The sequence below is a fragment of the Micromonospora fiedleri genome (genome assembly GCF_016774385.1).
Taxonomy (GTDB): Bacteria; Actinomycetota; Actinomycetes; order Mycobacteriales; family Micromonosporaceae; genus Micromonospora; species Micromonospora gifhornensis.
The window spans coordinates 170,924-192,902 of sequence record NZ_JAETXL010000008.1 but is presented as its reverse complement, the minus strand read 5'-3'; the positions used below and the strand labels follow the sequence as shown (position 1 = coordinate 192,902).

Annotated in this window: 20 protein-coding genes and 1 tRNA gene; 16 read left to right on the top strand and 5 right to left on the bottom strand. The window is 70.4% G+C overall.

All coding sequences use genetic code 11. From position 1 onward, the window contains the following. Positions 1–24 precede the first annotated feature (24 nt). Positions 25–951 (bottom strand): hypothetical protein, encoded by a 927-nt coding sequence (locus tag JMF97_RS22735; protein WP_238359900.1) that lies wholly within the window; start codon positions 949–951, stop codon positions 25–27. Positions 952–1,102: 151 nt separating this feature from the next. Here JMF97_RS22735 and metG point away from each other — a divergent pair, with 151 nt between their 5' ends. Then, positions 1,103–2,905 (top strand): methionine--tRNA ligase, encoded by a 1,803-nt coding sequence (gene metG, locus JMF97_RS22730; protein WP_203223371.1) that lies wholly within the window; start codon positions 1,103–1,105, stop codon positions 2,903–2,905. 54 nt (positions 2,906–2,959) lie between these two features. Here the strand turns inward: metG and JMF97_RS22725 are convergent, their stop codons facing one another. Both JMF97_RS22725 and JMF97_RS22720 read right to left on the bottom strand, forming a co-directional pair. Continuing rightward, the gene (locus JMF97_RS22725; RefSeq protein ID WP_203223370.1) at positions 2,960–3,811 is read right to left on the bottom strand and encodes an alpha/beta fold hydrolase; all 852 of its coding nucleotides are present in this window, start codon (positions 3,809–3,811) and stop codon (positions 2,960–2,962) included. A 96-nt stretch (positions 3,812–3,907) separates the two neighbouring features. Next, entirely contained in the window at positions 3,908–5,155 is a 1,248-nt protein-coding gene (locus JMF97_RS22720; protein ID WP_203223369.1) for a hypothetical protein, read from the bottom strand. A 102-nt stretch (positions 5,156–5,257) separates the two neighbouring features. On the opposite strand from JMF97_RS22720, the gene JMF97_RS22715 reads away from it, so the two are divergent. The 6 genes from JMF97_RS22715 (at position 5,258) to JMF97_RS22690 (ending at position 11,483) form a co-directional block, all read left to right on the top strand. After that, positions 5,258–6,160 (top strand): TatD family hydrolase, encoded by a 903-nt coding sequence (locus JMF97_RS22715; protein WP_203223473.1) that lies wholly within the window; start codon positions 5,258–5,260, stop codon positions 6,158–6,160. A 79-nt stretch (positions 6,161–6,239) separates the two neighbouring features. After that, positions 6,240–7,112 carry a 16S rRNA (adenine(1518)-N(6)/adenine(1519)-N(6))-dimethyltransferase RsmA gene (rsmA, locus tag JMF97_RS22710; protein WP_203223368.1) on the top strand — a complete coding sequence of 291 codons (873 nt, stop codon included), beginning with the start codon at positions 6,240–6,242 and terminating at the stop codon, positions 7,110–7,112. 96 nt (positions 7,113–7,208) lie between these two features. Continuing rightward, positions 7,209–8,159, top strand: coding sequence for a 4-(cytidine 5'-diphospho)-2-C-methyl-D-erythritol kinase (locus JMF97_RS22705; protein WP_203223367.1), 951 nt, complete (start codon positions 7,209–7,211; stop codon positions 8,157–8,159). 225 nt (positions 8,160–8,384) lie between these two features. Further along, on the top strand, positions 8,385–10,184 hold the full coding sequence (locus JMF97_RS22700) for an ABC-F family ATP-binding cassette domain-containing protein (RefSeq protein ID WP_203223366.1): 1,800 nt from the start codon (positions 8,385–8,387) through the stop codon (positions 10,182–10,184). 141 nt (positions 10,185–10,325) lie between these two features. Next, on the top strand, positions 10,326–10,781 hold the full coding sequence (locus tag JMF97_RS22695; protein ID WP_203223365.1) for a DUF4383 domain-containing protein: 456 nt from the start codon (positions 10,326–10,328) through the stop codon (positions 10,779–10,781). A gap of 222 nt (positions 10,782–11,003) precedes the next feature. Beyond that, positions 11,004–11,483 (top strand): DUF4383 domain-containing protein, encoded by a 480-nt coding sequence (locus JMF97_RS22690; protein ID WP_203223364.1) that lies wholly within the window; start codon positions 11,004–11,006, stop codon positions 11,481–11,483. Between the two features lie 43 nt (positions 11,484–11,526). Here the strand turns inward: JMF97_RS22690 and JMF97_RS22685 are convergent, their stop codons facing one another. Both JMF97_RS22685 and JMF97_RS22680 read right to left on the bottom strand, forming a co-directional pair. After that, positions 11,527–12,210, bottom strand: a complete 684-nt coding sequence (locus JMF97_RS22685; protein WP_203223363.1) for a TetR/AcrR family transcriptional regulator — start codon at positions 12,208–12,210, stop codon at positions 11,527–11,529. A 114-nt stretch (positions 12,211–12,324) separates the two neighbouring features. Next, a complete protein-coding gene (locus tag JMF97_RS22680) occupies positions 12,325–13,278 on the bottom strand; it encodes an acyl-CoA desaturase (RefSeq protein ID WP_203223362.1) in 954 nt (317 codons plus the stop codon). A 128-nt stretch (positions 13,279–13,406) separates the two neighbouring features. Between JMF97_RS22680 and JMF97_RS22675 the strand changes: the two genes are divergently transcribed. The 9 genes from JMF97_RS22675 (at position 13,407) to cysN (ending at position 21,975) form a co-directional block, all read left to right on the top strand. After that, positions 13,407–14,249, top strand: coding sequence for a helix-turn-helix domain-containing protein (locus JMF97_RS22675; RefSeq protein WP_203223361.1), 843 nt, complete (start codon positions 13,407–13,409; stop codon positions 14,247–14,249). 37 nt (positions 14,250–14,286) lie between these two features. Further along, a tRNA-Gln gene (locus tag JMF97_RS22670) sits at positions 14,287–14,358 on the top strand. Positions 14,359–14,459: 101 nt separating this feature from the next. Continuing rightward, a complete protein-coding gene (glmU, locus tag JMF97_RS22665) occupies positions 14,460–15,986 on the top strand; it encodes a bifunctional UDP-N-acetylglucosamine diphosphorylase/glucosamine-1-phosphate N-acetyltransferase GlmU (protein WP_438803774.1) in 1,527 nt (508 codons plus the stop codon). Positions 15,987–16,049: 63 nt separating this feature from the next. Continuing rightward, positions 16,050–17,030 (top strand): ribose-phosphate diphosphokinase, encoded by a 981-nt coding sequence (locus JMF97_RS22660; RefSeq protein ID WP_013731491.1) that lies wholly within the window; start codon positions 16,050–16,052, stop codon positions 17,028–17,030. 311 nt (positions 17,031–17,341) lie between these two features. Then, complete coding sequence (locus tag JMF97_RS22655) at positions 17,342–18,049, top strand: 50S ribosomal protein L25/general stress protein Ctc (RefSeq protein WP_203223359.1); 708 nt, start codon at positions 17,342–17,344, stop codon at positions 18,047–18,049. 110 nt (positions 18,050–18,159) lie between these two features. Beyond that, a complete protein-coding gene (gene pth, locus JMF97_RS22650; RefSeq protein ID WP_203223358.1) occupies positions 18,160–18,750 on the top strand; it encodes an aminoacyl-tRNA hydrolase in 591 nt (196 codons plus the stop codon). Positions 18,751–18,863: 113 nt separating this feature from the next. Further along, complete coding sequence (locus JMF97_RS22645) at positions 18,864–19,667, top strand: inositol monophosphatase family protein (RefSeq protein ID WP_203223472.1); 804 nt, start codon at positions 18,864–18,866, stop codon at positions 19,665–19,667. A 74-nt stretch (positions 19,668–19,741) separates the two neighbouring features. Beyond that, on the top strand, positions 19,742–20,653 hold the full coding sequence (gene cysD, locus JMF97_RS22640) for a sulfate adenylyltransferase subunit CysD (RefSeq protein WP_203223357.1): 912 nt from the start codon (positions 19,742–19,744) through the stop codon (positions 20,651–20,653). Beyond that, positions 20,653–21,975: a sulfate adenylyltransferase subunit CysN gene (cysN, locus tag JMF97_RS22635; protein ID WP_043719643.1), complete on the top strand. Its 1,323-nt coding sequence runs from the start codon at positions 20,653–20,655 to the stop codon at positions 21,973–21,975. Before cysD ends, cysN begins: the two co-directional genes overlap by 1 nt. The last annotated feature ends 4 nt before the right edge of the window (positions 21,976–21,979 follow it).

Sequence of the window (21,979 nt, the reverse complement as noted above, 5' to 3'; positions counted from 1 at the left end):
AGGGCCCCCTGTTAACGGGCGAATTCACCAGGCGGCGGCGAGGAAGCCGAGGGTGATCACCAGTGGGCCGGCGAACGCGGCGGCGACCGCCCAACGTCGGTCGACCGGGTCGGAGAACCGGGTGGCACCGGTCCACCGGGCGATGCCGGCGGCGCAGCCCAGCACCCCCAGCAGGCCGAGCAGCCAGCGCAGGTGTGCACCGACGCCCCGGTCGGCGTACGCGATGTCGGCGTTCGGGCCGGTGAGCCGGGCGGGCAGCACCGTGCCCGCGGTGGCCCGCCGCTCGGGCACCCCGCTGACCCGGATGCCGTAGCTGCGGAATCGATCCTCGGCAGCGGCGAAGTTGCCCCGGCACCGCTGGGACAGGCCCCCGCCGGTGCAGTCGGTCACCACCACGCTGCCCGAGGTGGCATGCCCGACCGCGAGCCAGAGCGGGCCGGCGCTGACCCAGGCGAAGAAGGCCGTGGCCAGACTCAACCCGACCAGCGCGGCCAACCCGGCCAGCGGGTCCGGCGGACGGCTGGACCGTTTCCGGTCGCGCCGCAGCGGCCAGGTGGGTCGCCACCAGGCGCGGGTGGTGCGCGCCCCGTCCTGCCGTACCGGGGTGCCGTCCCAGTGCACCTGCTCGATCGGCGCCCAGAACACCTCCTCCGTACCGTCGTCGGTCCGGCGGCCCCGACGCCCGGCGGACCGCAACGGCACCCGACGCGGCAGCGCGTCGACAGGCGCCCCGGTGGTGGGTTCCACCTCCACCCCGGGCGGTGCGGGGTCGGTGGGCGTCGCGCCGTCGGGCGGCACCGTCCGGGGTTGCGGCGCCACCGCAGACGTACGCGCGGCCGCCGGCACCTCCGACCACGGAGTACGCGGGGCCGTGCTCGGATCGGGCCGGGCGTCCGTGGGAAGGCCGTCGTCGTGGTCGCGGGCGGCTCTGCTGCCAGTCACGCGGTTCATTTGACACCGGCAGAACAGTCACAGAGGGCAGCTCAGGCAGCGTGTCGGCGACAAATCGGACGAGTGGCCGGGTCGAAGTGGTCCGCTTCATCGACCCGGCACCCCCTATTGGTTCGCGGCCACCCTCGACGGGTCACTAGGCTTGCTCGTCATGAGTCACGTTCTCGCGGCAGTGGCCTGGCCGTACGCCAACGGCCCGCGCCATATCGGCCACGTCTCCGGTTTCGGCGTTCCCTCCGACGTCTTCTCCCGGTACATGCGGATGGCCGGCCACGACGTGCTCATGGTCTCCGGCACCGACGAGCACGGCACGCCGATCCAGGTGCAGGCCGACGCCGAGGGGCTGACCCCGCGGGAACTGGCCGACCGGTACAACCGGGTGATCGTGGAGGACCTGCACGGCCTCGGTCTCTCCTACGACCTGTTCACCCGTACCACCACCCGCAACCACTACGCCGTGGTGCAGGAGTTGTTCGAGGGGATGTACCGCAACGGCTACATCGTGCCGAAGACCACGATGGGGGCGATCTCCCCGTCCACCGGCCGGACCCTGCCCGACAGGTACATCGAGGGCACCTGCCCGATCTGCGGCTACGGCAGCGCCCGCGGCGACCAGTGCGACAACTGCGGCAACCAGCTCGACCCGATCGACCTGATCGACCCCAAGTCGAAGATCAACGGCGAGACGCCCAAGTTCGTCGAGACCGAGCACTTCTTCCTCGACCTGCCGGCCCTGGCCGACGTGCTCCGCCAGTGGCTGGACACCCGGGAGGGCTGGCGTCCCAACGTGCTGCGGTTCTCCAGGAACCTGCTGGACGACCTCCAGCCCCGGGCCATCACCCGCGACCTGGAATGGGGCGTACCGATCCCGCTCGACGACTGGCGGGAGCGCACCGACAAGCGGATCTACGTCTGGTTCGACGCGGTGATCGGCTACCTCTCCGCCTCCATCGAGTGGGCCCGCCGCTCCGGCGACCCGGAAGCCTGGCGCAGGTGGTGGTCCACCGACGGGGCCGGGAAGGACGCCCAGGCGTACTACTTCATGGGCAAGGACAACATCGTCTTCCACTCGGTCATCTGGCCGGCCCTGCTCGCCGGCTACTCCGGCGAGGGCAGCCGGGACGGCGAGCCGGGGCAGCTGGGGCGACTCAACCTGCCCACCGAGGTGGTTTCCAGCGAGTTCCTGACCATGGAGGGACGCAAGTTCTCCTCCTCCCGCCGGGTGGTCATCTACGTCCGGGACTTCCTCGAACGCTACGACGCCGACGCGCTGCGCTACTTCATCGCCGTCGCCGGCCCGGAGAGCAACGACACCGACTTCACCTGGGCCGAGTTCCTCCGCCGCAACAACGACGAACTGGTCGCCGGCTGGGGCAACCTGGTCAACCGGTCGATCTCGATGGCGGCGAAGAACTTCGGCCAGATCCCCGCGGTCGACCCGAACGGGCTCACCGAGGCCGACGAGGCGCTGCTCGCGGTGGCCCGCGCCGGCTTCACCACGGTCGGTGACCTGATCGCCCGGCACCGGCAGAAGCAGGCCATCGGCGAGGCGATGAAGGTGGTCGCCGAGGCCAACAAGTACCTCTCCGACCAGGCGCCGTGGAAGCTCAAGGACGAGGCGGACAAGCCCCGGATGGGCACCATCCTGCACGTCGCCCTCCAGGTGGTCAGCGACGCCAACACGCTGCTCACCCCGTTCCTGCCGCACTCCGCGCAGAAGGTCCACGAGTTGCTCGGCGGTACCGGGGTGCACGCCCCGATGCCGGTCATCGAGCAGGTCGAGGACCTCGACGGCGGGCCGGCGTACCCGGTGCTGACCGGGGACTACACGCAGGGCGCGCGGTGGGAGTCCGTACCCCTTGCGGTGGGGCGACCGCTCGCGGCGCCCAAGCCGATCTTCCGCAAGCTCGACCCCTCGATCGTGGACGAGGAACTCGCCCGGCTCGACAGCTGAACGGCGCGACGGGCGCGACCCCCGCACCGGGGTCGCGCCCGCGTCCGTGGGCGGTCAGGCCCGGGCCATCGCCGGCGCTCCGATGAACTCCATGATCGCCTGGAGTACGTCGTCGGCGTTGGTCCACGGGGTGCCGTGCGGCGCGCCCTTGAGGGTGACCAGCCGGCTGTCCGACAGCAACGGCTGCAACCGCTGGCCGGTCTTCGGGTACGGCAACACCATGTCCTTGTCGCCCTGCACGATCAGCACCGGCACGTCGATGCGGGACACGTCGCCCCGGAAATCGGTGCCCCAGGCGTCCACGCTGTCGTGCGTGCCGATCGCCGAGGCACGCGCGCCGATCTCCCAGTGCGCCCGGTACGCCTCCTCGCTGACCAGCTTGCCCCGGTTCTCGTCGTAGTTGAAGAAGTTGTTGCAGAACTGGGTGAGGTAGGCGAACCGGTCGTCGATGATCGCCTGCTTGAAGCCTTCGAAGAGGCTCGGGTCCACACCCTCCGGGTTGTCCGACGTCTGCTTCAGGTACGGCGCCAACGGCGCCAGCAACACCGCCCGGTCCACCCGGTCCGAGCCGTACGCGCCCAGGTAGCGGGTCACCTCGCCGGTGCCCATCGAGTGACCGACCAGGATCGCGTTGCGCAGATCGAGTTCGCTCATCAGCACGTCGAGATCGGCGGCGAAGGTGTCGTAGTCGTACCCGAGGGCCGGCTGCGCCGAATTGCCGAAACCACGTCGGTCGTACGTGATCACCCGGTATCCGGCCGCGAGCAGCGGCCCGGAGATCTTCTCCCAGGTCGCCCCGTTGAACGGGAACCCGTGGATCAGCACGATCGGCTGACCGGAACCGTGATCCTCGTAGTACAGGTCGATGGGCGCGGAGTTCTCCGTACCGACGGTGATGAAGGGCATCTCACTCTCCTGCGGTCGGACGACATGGTCGCCCGCGCATTCCCGGGCCACCGGCCGATATGCGTGGCCCGACCGCACACCGCGGTGTCCGGTTCGTCAGAGGACGTACGGATGATCGACCACCCGGTCGTCGGTGACCTCGCTGCCGGGTGCCCAGGTCTCGTAGACACCCCGTTCGTGACACTGCGCGCCGGTTACGGCCACCGCGTCCGGATTCGGCTGCCGCAACCGCAACCGCAGCCAGTCCGCCTCCTCGCCGAGCACCAGGCAGGGCACGCCGCGCCAGGTGGCCTGCCGCAGCCGGCGGGACACCCCGTCGACCGGGTAGCGGGCGGCCCGGGTCAGCGCCAACACCCGGAACCCGCCGGGCAGATCCGCCACCGCCTCGTACTCCCCGCCGGCGTACGTGCCGACCAGCCGCGTGGACCGGGGCGCCTCACCGGTCGGCACGTACTCCTGATCCGGCGACAGCCCCGGCACCGCGGCGAGCAGATGCCGCCACTGGGGACCCACCATCCGCAGCCAGCCGCGCTGCTCGGCCTGGTAGACGTAGAGCACCACCTCGATGCCCTCGGCCGGATACGCCAACAGGGTCGCGTTGGCCGGCATCGGCAGGTCGGCGAAGTCCCGGGTGACGAACTCGGGAACGAGTTGACTGCTGCTCGGCGCGAAACCGGTACCGAGCACCGCCGGCCCCAACCGGTCCCGGGCACCCAGCGCGGTCAACCCCCGGTACGCCACACCGGCCGGCACGTCGTAGTCACCCGGATCGGCCGCCCGCCACCGCAGCGCGTACGTCACCTCCGCCGCGTCCCCACCACCCCCGCCATCGGTACGCAACACCGAGGTGGCCGCCGGAGTACGCAGATGCGCCACATCGTGCTCCCGGTAACAGAACCCGTGCGGCAACCAGCCCCGAACATGACCGGCGAGTTGCCGGGCGGAAAGGATCTTCACCATCCGGGTGCCCCGGCGGATGGTCGCCGACGCGCGAACCGCCCGGACCAGGGGATCATCCGCCGCGTTCGGCTGCTGGCTGAGCCGGTGCACCTGCGACCAACCCCGCTCGCGGTGCAGCGGCATCAGCAGCGGCGCCTCCGGCTCCTCCGCCGGCTCGGTCGGGCAGTGCACCGCACCGACCTCGGTGACGTGCACGAATCGCCGCCATGGCAGCGCCGAGTTGGGTCGGGGCGCCCACTGGAAACCCGGCACCTCGTGTGGGCTGAACAACTCGTACGCCGCACCGCGGGCGATCTCCTCGGCGGGATAGACGGCACCGCCGTACGCCACCCGCAGCCCGGTCTGCTCCGGCGCCGCGCCCTCGGCGCGAGGGGTGATGCTCACGGCCTCACCTCGCTTCCTGCGGTCACCCCCGCGACGGTACGACCGCCCGGCGTAGTCGAGGTGAACACCGGGTGGCGGACGGGTGGAGCGACCCGTTGTGTGATGCTGTCGCTGATGAGCCAGCCGACCGAGTCCCGCAGCCAGCGCGCCGCGCGCCGCGCCGGTGAGTTCCCGCCCGCCCCCGAACCGTTGCCCCGGCCGGTGCTCGACAGCCACACCCACCTGGACATCACCGTCAGCGAGGTCGGGGTGCCGGGTGCCGGTGACGCCGCCGACCCGGTCACCGCGGCGATCGATGTGGCCACCGCCGTGGGCGTCGACCGGCTGGTCCAGGTCGGCGTCGACGTGGAATCCTCCCGCTGGGGCGCCGACGTGGCCGACCGGCATCCCGCCGTGCTGGCCACCGTGGCGCTGCACCCCAACGAGGCGCCCCGGCTGGCCGACCTCGACGCCGCGCTGCGGGAGATCGAGTCGCTGGCCGCCCGGGACCGGGTACGCGGCGTCGGCGAGACCGGCATGGACTTCTTCCGCACCGGCGACGACGGTCGCGCCGCCCAGGAGGAGAGCTTCCGGGCCCACATCGCCATCGCCAAGCGGTACGCCAAGACCCTGGTCATCCACGACCGCGACGCCCACGCCGACGTGCTGCGCATCCTCGACGACGAGGGCGCACCCGACACGGTGGTGATGCACTGCTTCTCCGGCGACGCGCAGTTCGCCGCCGAGTGCGTCCGCCGCGGATACCTGCTCAGCTTCGCCGGGACGGTCACCTTCGCCAGCGCCGGGTCACTGCGCGAGGCCGCCGCGCTGACCCCGCTGGACCAGATCCTCGTCGAGACCGACGCGCCGTACCTCACCCCGATGCCGTACCGGGGGCGGCCGAACGCGTCGTACCTCATCCCGCTGACCGTGCGGGCCCTGGCCGACGCCACCGGCGCCGACCTCGACGACCTCTGCGCCGCGATCTCCGCCACCGGCGAACGGGCCTTCGGCCCCTGGCACTGAACGCTGACGTTAAGAAGGGGCCCTTGCTATACACGAGGCGTTAAGAGGGGGCCCTTCCTTACCCGTAGGCTGTCGGGCTATGGCCGCAGACCTGCTCGGACCGGCGGAGATCCGGGACCTCGCCGCCCGGCTCGGTGTCGCCCCCACCAAGCGGCTCGGGCAGAACTTCGTGCACGACCCGAACACCGTGCGCCGGATCGTCACCACCGCCGGGCTCACCGGCGACGACGTCGCGCTGGAAGTGGGACCAGGGCTCGGCTCGCTGACCCTCGCCCTGCTGCCCGTCGCCGCCCACGTACACGCCGTGGAGATCGATCCGACGCTGGCCGCGGCGTTGCCCAACACCGCCGCCCGGCACGCCGGCCCGCACGCCGCGCGGCTCACCGTGCACCACGCCGACGCGCTGCGGATCACCGGCGCCGAACTGGCCGACCCGGCACCCACCGCGCTGGTGGCGAACCTGCCCTACAACGTCGCCGTGCCGGTGGTGCTGCACCTGCTGGCCGTACTGCCCAGCCTCCGCCACGGACTGGTGATGGTGCAGAAGGAGGTCGCCGACCGGCTCGTCGCCGGTCCCGGCTCCAAGGTGTACGGCATCCCGTCGGTCAAACTCGCCTGGTACGCCCACGCCCGCGCCGCCGGCAAGGTGCCACCGAACGTGTTCTGGCCGGTGCCCAACGTCGACTCCGGTCTGGTCGCCTTCACCCGCCGCGAACCACCCCGCGCCGACGTACCCCGGGAACAGGTCTTCGCCGTGGTGGACGCGGCGTTCGCGCAGCGCCGCAAGACCCTGCGGGCCGCCCTGGCCGGCTGGGCCGGCGGCGCCGATCGGGCCGCCGCGGCGCTCACCGCAGCCGGCGTCGACCCCGGCGCACGGGGGGAGTCACTCACCGTCGAGCAGTTCGCCGCGGTGGCCGCGTCGGCCCGAGGCGGTACGTCCGCAGCGCAGTAGGCTGACGCGGACGCGGGACCGGCCGCCTGACACCGCCGAGGAGCTGATCGTGGAGAAGTCGTTCGACATCCCGTCGTGCGGACGGGGTGGCATCCGGTGACCGAGGCCTGGCGACCGGGGGACGACGACGAACGGCGCGGGGCCACCGGACCGGTCCGGGTCCGGGTGCCCGCCAAGGTCAACCTGCATCTGGGGGTCGGACCGTTACGGCGGGACGGCTACCACGAGCTGAACACCGTCTACCACGCGATCTCGATCTACGACGAGCTGACCGCGCGGCGGGGCGACACCCTCACCCTCACCATGGAGGGCGAAGGCACCGGCGAACTCGCCCTCGACGACTCCAACCTGGTCATCCGGGCCGCCCACGCGCTCGCCGGATACGCCGGTGTGATGCCGCACGCCCGTCTGCACCTGCGCAAACAGATCCCCCTCGCCGGTGGACTCGCCGGCGGCAGCGCCGACGCGGCCGCCACGCTGGTGGCCTGCGACGCGCTCTGGGGCACCGGCCTGTCCCGCGACGAACTGGCCGGTATCGCCGCCGACCTCGGCTCGGACGTGCCGTTCCTGATCCACGGCGGCACCGCGCTCGGCACCGGCCGGGGTGAGGCGATCAGCCCCGTGCTGGCCCGCCCCACCTCCTGGCACTGGGTGGTGGCCATCGCCGACGGCGGCCTTTCCACCCCGCAGGCGTACCGCGAACTCGACCGGCTGCGCGAGACCGGCGCCGCGGGACCGGCGCTCGGCAGCACCGACGCCCTGCTGGGCGCGCTGCGCCAGCGCGACCCGAGGGTGCTCGCCCGGACCCTCGGCAACGACCTGCAGGACGCCGCCCTGTCCCTGCGCCCCTCCCTGGCGGCCACCCTCAAGGCCGGCGAGGCGGCCGGCGCCCTGGCCGGCATCGTCTCCGGCTCCGGCCCCACCTGCGTCTTCCTCACCACCGACGCGGCCGACGCCGAACGGATCGCCGCCGAGTTGACCGCGGCCGACGTGTGCCGCCACGTCCGCACCGCCCACGGCCCCGTCCACGGCGCCCGCATCACCTGACCACCACGCCACCTCCGGCAAGATTGCGCTCGATTCGGGATCGAGTGGCCTCGTCGCGGGCGCAAGCCACTTGATCCCAGATCGAGCGTGACCTTCGGAGTTCCCCTGGCTGAGTGGGGGACGGGGCGCTGCCGGCAGGCGGGGCGCCGCTCCGCGTACGCTGAGAGTCAGGCGTCCTCAAGTGCCCACCGGCACCGGGACGCCTTGATCATGAGAGGTGGGTTCGTGGCCAACATCGTCAACCTGGACCGGGTGTCCAAGGGCTACGGCGCCGCCGGGCCGCTGCTCACCGACGTCTCGCTCGGCCTGGACGACGCCGACCGGATCGGCGTGGTCGGGCTCAACGGCGCCGGCAAGTCGACGCTGCTGCGGCTGCTCACCCGCGCCGAGGAACCCGACGACGGCCGCGTCACCCACCGTCGTGACCTGCGGGTCGCCTGGCTGCCCCAGAACCTCACCCTCAGCCCCGACGCCACCGTCCGCGACGTCGTGCTCGGCACCGAATGGCTCGCCGAGAGCATGGGCGCCGAGCACGAATGGGCCGGCGACGCCGGCGTACGCGCCATCCTCGACGGGCTCGGCATGCCCTACCTCGGCCTCGACACCCCCGTCGGACCGATGTCCGGCGGCGAACGCCGCCGCGTCGCGCTGGCCGCCCTGCTGGTCCGCGAGGCCGACCTGCTCATCCTCGACGAGCCCACCAACCACCTCGACGTCGGCGGCGTCGACTGGCTGGCCCGGCACCTGCTCGGCCGCAAGGGCGCCCTCGTCGTGGTCACCCACGACCGCTGGTTCCTCGACGCGGTCTGCACCACCACCTGGGAGGTGGCCGACCAGACCGTCCGGGCCTACGAGGGCGGCTACGCGGCCTGGACCCTGGCCCGCGTCGAACGCGAACGGGTCGCCGCCGCCACCGAGGCCCGCCGGCAGAACCTGCTCCGCAAGGAGATCGCCTGGCTGCGCCGAGGCGCACCGGCCCGGACCTCCAAGCCCAAGTTCCGCATCGACGCGGCCAACGCGCTCATCGCCGACGTACCACCCCCGCGCGACACCACCTCCCTGCAACGCCTGGCCACCGCCCGGCTCGGCAAGCAGGTGTACGACCTGGAGCACGTCCGACTGCACGCCGGCCCCAAGACCATCCTCGAAGACGCCACCTGGCAGGTCGGCCCCGGCGACCGGGTCGCCATCCTCGGCGCCAACGGCGCCGGCAAGACCACCCTGCTGCGGATGCTCGCCGGCATCACCCACCCCGACGGCGGTCGGCTGATCACCGGCTCCACCGTACGACCCGCGTTCCTCTCCCAGGAACTGCGCGAACTCCCCAGCGAACTGCGTGTCCTCGAAGCCGTCGAGGAGGTCGCCCGGCGGGTACGCCTCGGCGACCGGGAGATCTCGGCCGCCCAACTCGCCGAGGTCTTCGGCTTCGACGACCGGCGGCTCTGGACCCCGGTCGGTGACCTCTCCGGCGGTGAGCGCCGCCGGTTGCAGATGCTGCGCCTGCTCGCCGGCGAGCCGAACGTGCTGCTGCTCGACGAGCCCACCAACGACCTCGACACCGACACCCTCGCCGCGCTGGAGGACCTGCTCGACTCCTGGCCCGGCACCATCGTGGTGGCCAGCCACGACCGCTACCTCATCGAGCGGGTGGCCGACACGGCGTACGGGATGTTCGGCGACGGGCGGCTGGTGCACCTGCCCGGCGGCGTGGAGGAATACCTCAGCCGAGCCGCCAACCGGCCCGGCCTCAACGCCGCACCGGCCGCGCCGACCACCACCGCCGCGACCATCAGCGGGATGAGCGCCGCCGAGGCCCGACAGGCCCGCAAGGAACTGACCCGGTTGGAGCGGCAGGTCGGCAAGCTGGAGCAGAAGGAAGCCACGCTGCTCGACCAACTCGCCGCCAACGCCACCGACTACAACAAGGTCGCCGAGCTGGACGCCCAGCTCAACCAGGTACGGGCAGAACGGGAACAGATCGAGGAGGCCTGGCTCGCCCTGGCCGACGAGATCCCCGCCGGCTGAGTCGCATCACCGGTCCTCGGTGCTGCGCCGACGACCGGCAGCGACGTCCCGACCTGCCGGGGACCCCGTGTGCGGCGTCACACCGTGGGGTACGGGACAATCCCCGGAAGACCCTGACCCAACGGCGTTGGAGACACAGAAATGGCCCACACCCCCGTCAACCACCCCGCGCGGCCGATCTACCGGGCGATCGGCGGGCTGATCGGTCTGTACCTGGTGCTCTTCGGTCTGCTCGGCTTCTTCGCCAGCACCGGCGACCCGTTCTTCGGTCAGGGCGACACCCAGGTGCTCGGGCAGGGGACCAACCTCGGCTTCTCGCTGCTGAGCATCGTGATCGGCGCCGTCGTGCTGGCCGGCACGGTCATCGGCCGCAACCTGGACGTGCTGATCAACCAGTGGAGCGCGTACCTGATCATGGTGGTGAGCCTGGGCGGGCTCGCCTTCCTGCGTACCGACGCCAACATCTTCAACCTCAGCGTGGCCACCGTCATCGTGCTCATGCTCCTCAGCCTCGCGCTGCTGATGTCCGGCATGTACAGCAAGGTCGGCACGGACGAGGAGCACGAGGCTTGGCAGAAGGCTCGGCTCGTGCTCTGAGTTGTGAACTGGTTGCGGTGGGGTTTCGCCGGAGCCCGACCCGCTCCGGGCGGTCAGGCTTGATCCCTGCGCGGGTCGGGCTCCGGCGAAACCCTTCGTAGTCGCGCATCGTCCTGGCTGCACGGCCGGGAATGGATGGGTGATCTTTGGGGGAATGGCTGCCGAAGGTGGGGCTGGTGGGGGACGATTGTCCGGATTGTTCCCGGTGGCATGGAGGGGTCGATGCCGCACTTTCCCATCAACCATCCGGCGCGGCCGATCTACCGGGTGCTGTCCGGCCTGATCGGGCTCTACATCCTGGCGTTCGGTGTCTGGGGCACCGCGTCGACCTGGGGCGAACCGCTGTTCTCCCGCGACGGCAGCTGGGCTCTCGGACTCCGGACCAACCTGGCCTTCTCACTGGCCTCGGTGATCTTCGGAGCCGTACTCATCGTCGGCGCGTCCCGGCGCGGCAACCTGGGCCACTACATGAACCTGACCGCCGGGGTCGTCTTCCTGGCCACCAGCATCCTGATGATGTCGTTCCTGCAGACCCGCGCCAACTTCCTGAACTTCTCGATGTCGACGGTGGTCGTGTCGATGCTCTTCGGGCTGATCCTGCTCGGCACCGGCTTCTACGACAAGGTGGGGCCGTCCGAGCACGCCGAGGCCGAGCGGGAGCGCCGCTACCACCCCGTCGCCGAGATCCACCGCCGCCGCTGACCCGGCCGACCAGCCGGCTTGCGACGATCAACCAGCGCGGTGATCAGCGGCCGGCGGTGATCAGCCCCGGCTTCGCCTCCAGGTGCGACAGGCCGTTCCAGGAGAGGTTCACCAGGTGCGCCGCCACCGTCTCCTTGCGCGGCTTGCGTACCTCCAACCACCAGCGGCCGGTCAACGCGACCATCCCCACCAGCGCCTGCGCGTACAACTCGGCAAGCTTCGGGTCGTACCCCCGGCTGGAGAACTCCGCGCCCAGGATGTGCTCCACCTGGTGCGCCACGTCGTTCATCACGCTGCTGAAATTGCCGGTCGCGGAGAGCGCCGGCGATTCGCGCACCAGCACCCGGAACCCGCTCGTCTCCTCCTCGATGTAGCCGAGCAGCGCCAACGCCGCCTGCTCCAGCAGCTCGCGCGGATGGCCGGCGGTCAGCGCGGTGGTGATCCGGTCCAGCAGGGCCCGGACCTCCCGGTCCACCACCACCGCGTAGAGCCCTTCCTTGCCGCCGAAGTGCTCGTAGACCACCGGCTTGGAGACCTTGGCGCGCGATGCCACCTCCTCGATGGAGGTGGCATCGAAGCCCCGCTCGGCGAAGATCTGCCGACCGATCGAGATCAGCTGTTCGCGACGTTGAGCAGCCGACATGCGTACCCGTGAGGTCGGCTTGGCCGACGCGGTGCGCACCGTACGCCGCCGCTTGTCGCTTCCCTCGCTGGGAACCTCGGCCATCGCGTCACCTCGTTGGCGCTCGGTGACGCCCTGTTGGGGAATGCTGCCTGTCTTTCGCCCGGTCATCCCGAACATACTGCCAGGTAACTTGCCGGTGGAGTGTCGGCTTTCTCGTTACGCCGGCTGGTCCGTCGGCTTGACCAGCTTCGCCGCGAGCCGTTCCGGCTTCGGCCAGCGCACGTCCCACGCCGCGCCGACCTTCTCGAACAGCCAGATCACCCGGGCCGAAATGTCGATCTGACCCCGCAGCACCCCGTGCCGGGCACTCGTCGGGTCGGCGTGATGCAGGTTGTGCCAGCTCTCGCCGAACGACAGCAGCGCCAACGGCCAGAAGTTCGACGCCCGGTCACCGTGACGCATCATGAACGGCCGCTCGCCGTACACGTGGCACACCGAATTGATCGACCAGGTGACGTGGTGCAGCAGCGAGATGCGGACCAGGCCGCCCCAGAACAACGCGGTCAACGCACCCTGCCACGACCAGGTCAGCAGCCCACCCATCAACGCCGGGCCGAGCACCGAGACGATCACCAGTACGGGGAAGAGCCCGCTCACCCGCCGGATGTCCCGATCGTTGAGCAGATCCGGGGCGAAACGCTCCCGGTTGGACAGTTCGCGGCCGAACAGCCAGCCGACGTGCGCGTGGAACAGCCCCTTGGTCAGGCCCCAGAGGGTGGGACCGAACCGCCACGGGGAGTGCGGGTCACCCTCCAGATCGGAGAACGCGTGGTGGCGACGGTGATCCGCCACCCACTGGATGATGTCGCCCTGCACGGCGAGTGAACCGGAGACCGCCAGGCCCACCCGCAGCCCCCGCTTCGCCTTGAACGAGCCGTGGGTGAAGTAACGGTGGTAGCCCACCGTGATGCCCAGACCGGAGACCACGTACCAGAACGCGGCGACGCCCACGTCGACCCAGGTGAGCCAGCCACCCCAGGCCACCGGAACGGCGGCGACGAGTGCGGCGAACGGGATCACCACGAAGGCCCACAGCGCGACGAGGATTCCGCGCGACTGGGCACCCTGGGTGAGTGGTTTCGGGCCGGGATCGAGTAGGGCGGCGGACATGGCACCTCACACAGCGGTAATGCGAATCTACGGCTACGTCACCGTAACTTACGGGTCCGGTAGATCGCATCAGACAGCGAAGCGAATCGATGACAAAGTTGTCGTACACCGGTCCTAACCTGCGTCGCATGACCGACCCGCACGGCGACGAGGTGCGCCGCCTGCGCACCGAGGAACACCTCTCCGTCCGCGAGATCCGGGCCCGCACCGGCCTCGGCCGCAACCGGGTGTACGACTTGCTGCGCGGCGTGCCGCCGCCGGAGCGGACCCGACGCCCCAACGCCAAGGACGACCTGCGGACCGAGGCGGTCGCACTGCGCTCGACCGGGCACTCCGTCCCGGAGATCGCGCAGCGGCTGGGCGTCAGCCGGTCGACGGCGTACCTCTGGGTGCGCCACCTGCCGCTGCAGCGAGACCCGGAGCAGGAACAGCAACGCCGCCGGGCCCACTCGAAGACCATGACCGAAGGGCGGTGGGCGACGCACCGCCAGGAGCGCGATGAAGCCCAGGCGGCGGTGCACGACCTGGCTGCCCGTGTTGTCGGCGAGCTCGACGACCGGGACGTGCTGTTGCTCGGAGCGGTCAGCTACTGGTGCGAGGGCACCAAATCCAAGCCTTGGCGTCGCGACGACCATGTGCAGTTCGTCAACAGTGACCCAGGGCTGCTGTTGTTCTTCCTTCGATTCCTTGAGGTCTGCGGAGTCGACCGCGCCGCGCCGAGCTACCGGGTGAGCATCCACGAGACCGCCGACGCCGAGGCGGCCGCCGACTGGTGGGCGGAGGAACTGGCTTTGCCCCGCGACCGGTTTCAGCGTCCGACGCTGAAGAAACACAAGGTCAACACGGCCCGTCGAAACGTGGGCGATGCTTATCGAGGATGCCTTGTGATCAACGTGCCGGGCAGCCGCGAGCTCTACTGGCGGATTGAAGGTATGATCGCCGGGCTGTTCCACTCCGTACGGCACGTCTGAGCCTTCGTTGACGTGGCGTTACGGGTTGACATGTCAATGGGGTGTGGGGTAACGGCAACCCGCAGGCCTTTGGAGCCTTGAGCTCCTGGTTCGAATCCAGGCACCCCAGCACGGGCGGAAGTGCTGTCGATCCTCGTGGCCATGCCAATCGCAACGGATTGTCTGGTTAGCATGGCCGCGAGACTGTCCGCGTCCGACGGGAGCCACGTCGTGCCCGAGCCCCACCTCCGTACCGTCGTCGTGCTCGCCGCCGGTGAGGGCAAACGGATGAAGTCCTCACTGCCCAAGGTGTTGCACCCGCTGCTGGGTCGCACGCTGCTGGGGCACGTGTTGAGCGCTGCCGAGCCGCTGGGCGCGCAGCGGACGATGGTGGTGGTGGGGCACGGCGCGGACCAGGTCCGGACGCACCTGGCCGAGGTGGCGCCGGAGGCCGTCGCGGTGCACCAGGCCGAGCAGCTCGGCACCGGGCACGCGGTGCGGATCGCGTTGGAGGCGGCGCCGGAGGCCACCGGCACGGTGGTCGTCCTCAACGGCGACGTGCCGCTGCTGCGTCCGGAGACGGTCGCCGCGCTGGTGGCGGCGCACGAGGGCGAGCGGGCGGCGGCAACCGTGCTGGCCGCCGAGGTGCCCGATCCGACCGGGCTGGGCCGGATCGTGCGTGACGCGGCGGGTCGGCTGGAGCAGATCGTCGAGCAACGCGACGCCACCGCGGACCAGTTGGCGATCCGGGAGATCAACGCGGGGATCTACGCGTTCGACGCGGCCCGCCTGCGGGACGTGCTGGGCAAGCTCTCCACCGACAACGACCAGGGCGAGGAGTACCTGACCGACGTCTTCGGGCTGCTGGGCTCGGCCGGGGAGCCGGTGGCGGTGCACCTGGCCGCCGACCACACCGAGACGCTCGGCTGCAACGACCGGGTGGAGCTGGCGGGGCTGCGGCGGCTGCTGCGGGACCGGGTGAACGAGCGCTGGATGCGCGCCGGAGTGAGCCTGCTCGACCCGGCCACGACCTGGATCGACGTGACGGTGGCGCTGGACCGGGACGCGGTGGTGGACCAGAACACCCAGCTGCGCGGCGGTTCGGTGGTGGGTAGTGGCGCGGTGGTCGGGCCGGACGTGACGTTGATCGACACGGTGGTGCACGCCGGTGCGACGGTGCTGCGTAGCCACGCGATCGGTGCGGAGGTCGGCCCGGGGGCCAGCGTCGGGCCGTACGCCTATCTGCGGCCGGACGCCCGGTTGGCGGAGAAGTCGAAGGTCGGCACGTTCGTCGAGGTGAAGAACTCCGAGTTGGGTGCGGGTGCCAAGGTGCCGCACCTGTCGTACGTGGGTGACGCGACGATCGGGGCGCGGGCGAACATCGGCGCGGCGACGATCTTCGTGAACTACGACGGGGTCAACAAGAGCCGTACCGTGGTCGGCGAGGGTGCGTTCGTGGGCTGTGACACGAATCTGATCGCGCCGGTCGAGGTGGGTGCGGGGGCTTATGTGGCGGCGGGCAGCGCGATCAGCACGGATGTGCCACCGGGTGCCCTCGGGGTGACCCGGGCGCCGCAGCGCAACATCGAGGGATGGGTGGCGCGTAAGCGGCCGGGGACGGTGTCGGCGGAGGCGGCTGAGCGGGCGTTGCAGGGTGGGTCGTCCCAGGTGTCGGCCGCAAGTGAAGGTGAGGCAATCCACGGCACTGCCGAGTCGGTGGGCGCGGCGACCGAGGCGGGAGATACTGCAACCGAATAGTCCCCGGCCAGCTACCACCTCCAGGCCGGGTACCACCGACCAAAAACGGGAGCAGACGGGCCCATGGGCAGCATCGTCGCCGAAAACCGCAAGAGCCTGATGCTCTTTTCCGGACGTGGCTTTCCGGAGCTGGCCAAGGAGATCGGTGAGGTGCTCGGCGTCGCGCCGACGCCGGCCGACGCGTATGAGTTCGCCAACGGCGAGATTTTCGTACGGTTCAAGGACTCGGTGCGTGGTTCGGACGCCTTCGTGGTGCAGTCCGTCACGCACGGGGTGAACACGTGGGTCATGGAGACCCTGATCATGGTGGACGCGTTGAAGCGGGGTTCCGCCAAGCGCATCACCGTGGTTCTGCCGTTCTATCCGTACTCGCGGCAGGACAAGAAGCACCGCGGCCGGGAGCCGATCTCGGCGCGGCTGGTGGCCGACCTGTTGAAGACGGCGGGGGCCAACCGGATCCTCACCGTGGATCTGCACACCGCGCAGATCCAGGGGTTCTTCGACGGGCCGGTGGATCACCTGTTCGCGATGGACATCCTGGCCGAGTACGTGGAGCGCAGGTACGCGGGTCGGCCGATGACGGTGGTCGCCCCGGATTCGGGTCGGGTACGGGTGGCCGAGCGGTGGACCGACCGGTTGGGCGGCTGCCCGCTGGCGTTCATCCACAAGACCCGGGATCCGTTGAAGCCGAACCAGGTGGTGGCGAACCGGGTGGTCGGTGAGGTCGAGGGTCGGGTCTGCCTGATCGTCGACGACATGATCGACACCGGCGGCACGATCTGCAAGGCGGCGGACATCCTGAAGGAGTCCGGTGCGGCTGATGTGATCGTGGCGTCCACCCACGCGTTGCTCTCCGACCCGGCGACGGAGCGGTTGAAGAACAGCCCGATCAGCGAGGTGGTGGTGACCAACACGCTGCCGTTGCCGCCGGAGAAGCAGCTCGACAAGCTGACCGTGCTGTCCATCGCGCCGCTGCTGGCGCGGGCCATCCGCGAGGTGTTCGACGACGGGTCGGTGACCACCCTGTTCGGTGGTCTGAGCTGATCTGATCACGGGGATCCGGACGGGTCGGTCGACTCGTCCGGATTCGTCCCGGGCCGGTGCCGGCGGAAAAGGGCTGCGGGCCGGTCGGTGGCGGTGGTACGGGGACTGCCGGAACTTCGGGATTCCGCTCGGGTAGACTGGTGCGGTTGCCACGGCGAGGGTGCCCTGCGGGCCGCTGAGAAGCGCCGCACGGAGGCACCGTGATCGACGCGGTGCTCCGGGCAGTCTGCTGACGCATGAGCCCCTGCGAGCCCCCCGCCCAGCACCGCCAGACGACAAGCTGCCGCAGCGAAAGCATCAGGAGTTTTCCCGTGTCCGAGGTAAAGATCAGCGCCGAGCCCCGTACCGAGTTCGGCAAGGGTGGTGCCCGTCGTACCCGCCGGGCCGGCAAGGTGCCCGCCGTGCTGTACGGGCACGGTGAGAAGCCCAAGCACATCGCGCTGCCGGCCCGTGAGTTCGCGGCGGCCATCCGCAAGGGCGGCGCGAACCAGCTGTTCGCGATCGAGGTGAGCGACGGCACTCAGGCGCTGGCGCTGCCGAAGGCGATTCAGCGTGACCCGATCAAGGACACCTTCGAGCACGTCGACCTGCTGCTGGTGCGTCGGGGCGAGAAGGTCACCGTCGAGGTGCCGGTCGAGCTGACCGGTGAGGCCGCGAAGGACACCCTGATCGTGCACGACCACGACACGGTGTCGGTGACCGCCGAGGCGACCAAGGTGCCGGATCACCTGGAGGCCTCGATCGAGGGTGCCGAGCCGGGCGTCCAGGTCACCGCCGCGGATGTCGACCTGCCGGCGGGTGTGGAGCTGGCCGGTGACCCGGAGCAGACGGTCGCCACGGTGACCGCCGCCCCGACCGCCGAGCAGCTCGAGGCGACGCTGCCCGAGGTCGAGGTGGCCGACGCCGAGGTCGAGGCCGGGGTCGGCGAGGAGACCGCCGAGTCGTCCGAGGGTGCCGAGGCCGGTGAGCCGGCGGCTGCGGGTGGCGAGGAGACCGCCGAGGCCAAGACCGAGGCCTGATCGGTTCGTAGGCTGTGCGACAGGCGTCCCCGGTTCTCCGGGGGCGCCTGTCGGCGTACCGGGCTCGCCTGCGGCTTCGCCACGGGCGACGATGACGGAGGGAACGGGCGGTGACGGACGAGACCGGGCCGTGGCTGGTGGTCGGGCTGGGCAATCCGGGTCGGGAGTACGCGGGCAACCGGCACAATGTCGGGTTCCTGGTGGCCGATCTGCTGGCTGACCGGTTGGGTGTGAAGTTCGGCCGGTACAAGCGGGCGATGGCGGATGTGGCCGAGGCGCGGCTGGGTTTCGGCGGGCCGAAGCTGGTGCTGCTCAAGCCGTTGACGTACATGAACCTTTCGGGTGGCCCGGTGGCCAGCCTGGCGCAGTTCTTCAAGGTGCCGGCGGCTCAGGTGGTCGCGGTGCACGACGAGTTGGACATCGAGTACGGCCAGGTGCGGGTGAAGTTCGGCGGTGGCGAGGGCGGGCACAACGGGCTGCGCTCGATGTCGAAGTCGCTGGCCACAAAGGACTATGTGCGGGTGCGGTTCGGCATCGGTCGTCCGCCGGGGCGGCAGGATCCGGCGGACTATGTGCTGTCGGATTTCGGCGCGGCGGAGCGCAAGGAGTTGGACTTCCTGGTGGACCGGGCCGCCGATGTGGTGGAGTCGGTGATCACCCGGGGTGTGGAGCCGACGCAGAATCTGTACCACGGCACCTGAGGACGGCCGGCCGGGCGGCTGGTCGATAGGGTGCGGGTTCGCGGCCGAGCGGGGCGGCTGCTCGGCGTAGACGGATTGCGACGGGAGCGCGGGGCATGAGCAGCAGTCCTCCGATGGTCGACGGGGAGTTCGCCCGCTGGTTGGCGGCCCGGGCGGGTGAGGCGCTGGTGGGCCTGCGGGCGGAGTTGGGGTTCGACGATCCCGCCGCGTTGAAGGCGGCCGGGGACAAGGTCTCGCATGATCTGATCCGGACCGAGTTGGCGAGGTGGCATCCGGGTGACGCGGTGCTCTCCGAGGAGGACGAGGGCTCCCGTCAGGCGTCCACGGCGCAGGGCGAGGCGGGGGCCGGGTCCCGGTTGACCGCGGACCGGGTGTGGATCATCGACCCGTTGGACGGTACGCGGGAATTCAGCGAGCAGGGGCGTACGGACTGGGCGGTGCACGTGGCGCTGTGGGCGCGGGACGCCTCGGCTTCCCACGGTCTGGTCGCGGGTGCTGTCGGGTTGCCGGCACAGCAGCGGGTGTTGGCGACCGACCAGCCGCCCGCGTACCCGTCGGTGTCGGTCGGTGGTGCGGGCCGGTTGCGCCTGGCGGCCAGTCGGAGCCGACCGCCGGCGTTCCTGACCGACCTGGCCGAGGAGGTCGGGGCGCAGTTGGTGCCGATGGGATCGGCCGGTGCGAAGATCGCCGCGGTGGTGACCGGTGAGGTGGACGCGTACATCCACGCGGGCGGGCAGTACGAGTGGGACTCGGCGGCGCCGGTGGCTGTGGCGACGGCCACCGGACTGCACGCTTCCCGGATCGACGGTTCTGCGCTGAAATACAACGAGGCGGACCCCCGTCTGCCTGATCTGTTGGTGTGCCGTGAGGATCTCGCCAGCCGGTTACTTGCAGCGCTGCGCCGGCATGGCGGGTAGCCTGGCGCTACTTTCTGACATCCCCGACCGGAAAGGTCTGGAAAGCGGATGAGCGAGCGAATCGAGTCGGTGTCATGACCGTGACCGCGGCCTACCAGGTCACTCACCTCGACGCCCTGGAGGCGGAGAGCATCTTCGTGATGCGTGAGGTGGTCGCCGAGATGGAGCGACCGGTGCTGCTCTTCTCCGGCGGCAAGGACTCGATCGTCATGCTCCGGCTGGCGCAGAAGGCGTTCGCGCCGGCGCAGATTCCGTTCCCGGTGATGCACGTGGACACCGGCCACAACTTCCCCGAGGTGCTGGACTACCGCGACCGTCGGGTCGCCGAGCTGGGCCTGCAACTGGTGGTGGCCAGTGTGCCGGAGGCCCTGGCCAGCGGGCTGGTCCGGGAGTCGGCGGACGGGATGCGTAACCGGATCCAGACGCCGGTGTTGCTGGACGCGGTGGAGAAGCACCGCTTCGACGCGCTCTTCGGCGGGGCTCGCCGGGACGAGGAGAAGGCCCGCGCGAAGGAGCGGGTGTTCAGCTTCCGCGACGAGTTCGGCCAGTGGGACCCGAAGAACCAGCGACCGGAGCTGTGGTCGCTGTACAACGGGCGGCACCACCCGGGCGAGTCGATCCGGGTGTTCCCGCTGTCCAACTGGACCGAGCTGGACGTGTGGCACTACATCGCCCGGGAGCGGATCGAGCTTCCGTCGATCTACTACGCGCACGAGCGTGAGGTGGTCGAGCGCGACGGGATGCTCTACGCGGTCAACGAGTTCCTGCCGGCCCGTGCCGGCGAGGACCGGTTCAAGGCCCGGGTGCGGTACCGGACGGTGGGCGACGCCTCCTGCACGGCGGCGGTCCGCTCGGACGCGGACACCGTCGAGAAGGTCATCGAGGAGGTCGCCGCGACCCGGATCACCGAGCGCGGGGCCACCCGGGGCGACGACCGGGTCAGTGAGGCCGCGATGGAGGACCGCAAGCGAGAGGGCTACTTCTGATGACCACCGAGACGCTCGCGCCGGGCGACGCGGCGGACCCGACCCGCGCCGCGGCGGAGGCCCGCCCGATGGATCTGCTGCGGTTCGCCACGGCCGGCAGTGTGGACGACGGCAAGTCGACCCTGATCGGTCGGCTGCTGTACGACACCAAGTCGCTGTTCACCGACCAGTTGGCCGCGGTGGAAGCGGTCAGCGCGGCCCGGGGCGACGAGTACACCAACCTGGCGTTGCTCACCGACGGCCTGCGGGCCGAGCGGGAGCAGGGCATCACCATCGACGTGGCGTACCGCTACTTCGCCACGCCACGGCGCAAGTTCATCATCGCCGACACCCCCGGGCACATCCAGTACACCCGGAACATGGTCACCGGCGCCTCCACCGCCGACCTGGCATTGATCCTGGTGGACGCCCGTAAGGGCCTGGTGGAGCAGTCGCGCCGGCACGCCTTCCTCTGCTCTCTGCTGCGGGTGCCGCACCTGGTGCTCTGCGTCAACAAGATGGATCTGGTCGACTACTCGCAGGAGGTCTTCGACCGCATCGCCGACGAGTTCACCGCGTTCGCGGCGAAGCTGGACGTGCCGGACCTGACTGTGGTGCCGATCTCCGCGCTCAAGGGTGACAATATCGTCACCCGCTCGGAGAGCATGCCCTGGTACGAAGGCCCGGCGCTGCTGCACCACCTGGAGCGGGTGCACATCGCCAGCGACCGGAACCTGGTCGACGTCCGCTTCCCGGTGCAGTACGTCATCCGCCCGCAGTCGACCACGGTCACCGACTACCGGGGTTACGCCGGTCAGGTGGCCTCCGGCGTGCTCAAGCCGGGCGACGAGGTGATGGTGCTGCCGTCCGGCTTCACCAGCCGGATCTCCTCGGTGGAGACCGCCGACGGCCCGGTCACGGAGGCGTTCCCGCCGATGTCGGTGACGGTACGGCTGGAAGACGAGATCGACATCTCCCGGGGCGACATGATCTGTCGTCCGAACAATGCGCCTGCCGTCGCGCAGGACATCGAGGCGATGGTCTGCTGGATGGACGAGACCCGTCCGTTGCAGGTCGGCGGCAAGTACGCGATCAAGCACACCACCCGCGCGGCCCGGGCGATCGTCCGTGGCCTGCACTACCGCCTGGACATCAACTCGCTGCACCGGGACGAGTCGGCGAGCGAACTGCGGCTCAACGAGATCGGCCGGGTCCGCCTGCGGACCACCGTCCCGCTGCTCGCCGACGAGTACCGCCGCAACCGCACCACCGGCGGCTTCGTCATCATCGACGAGAGCACCAACCGCACGGTCGGCGCAGGCATGATCGTCGAAGCCGGCTGAGCTG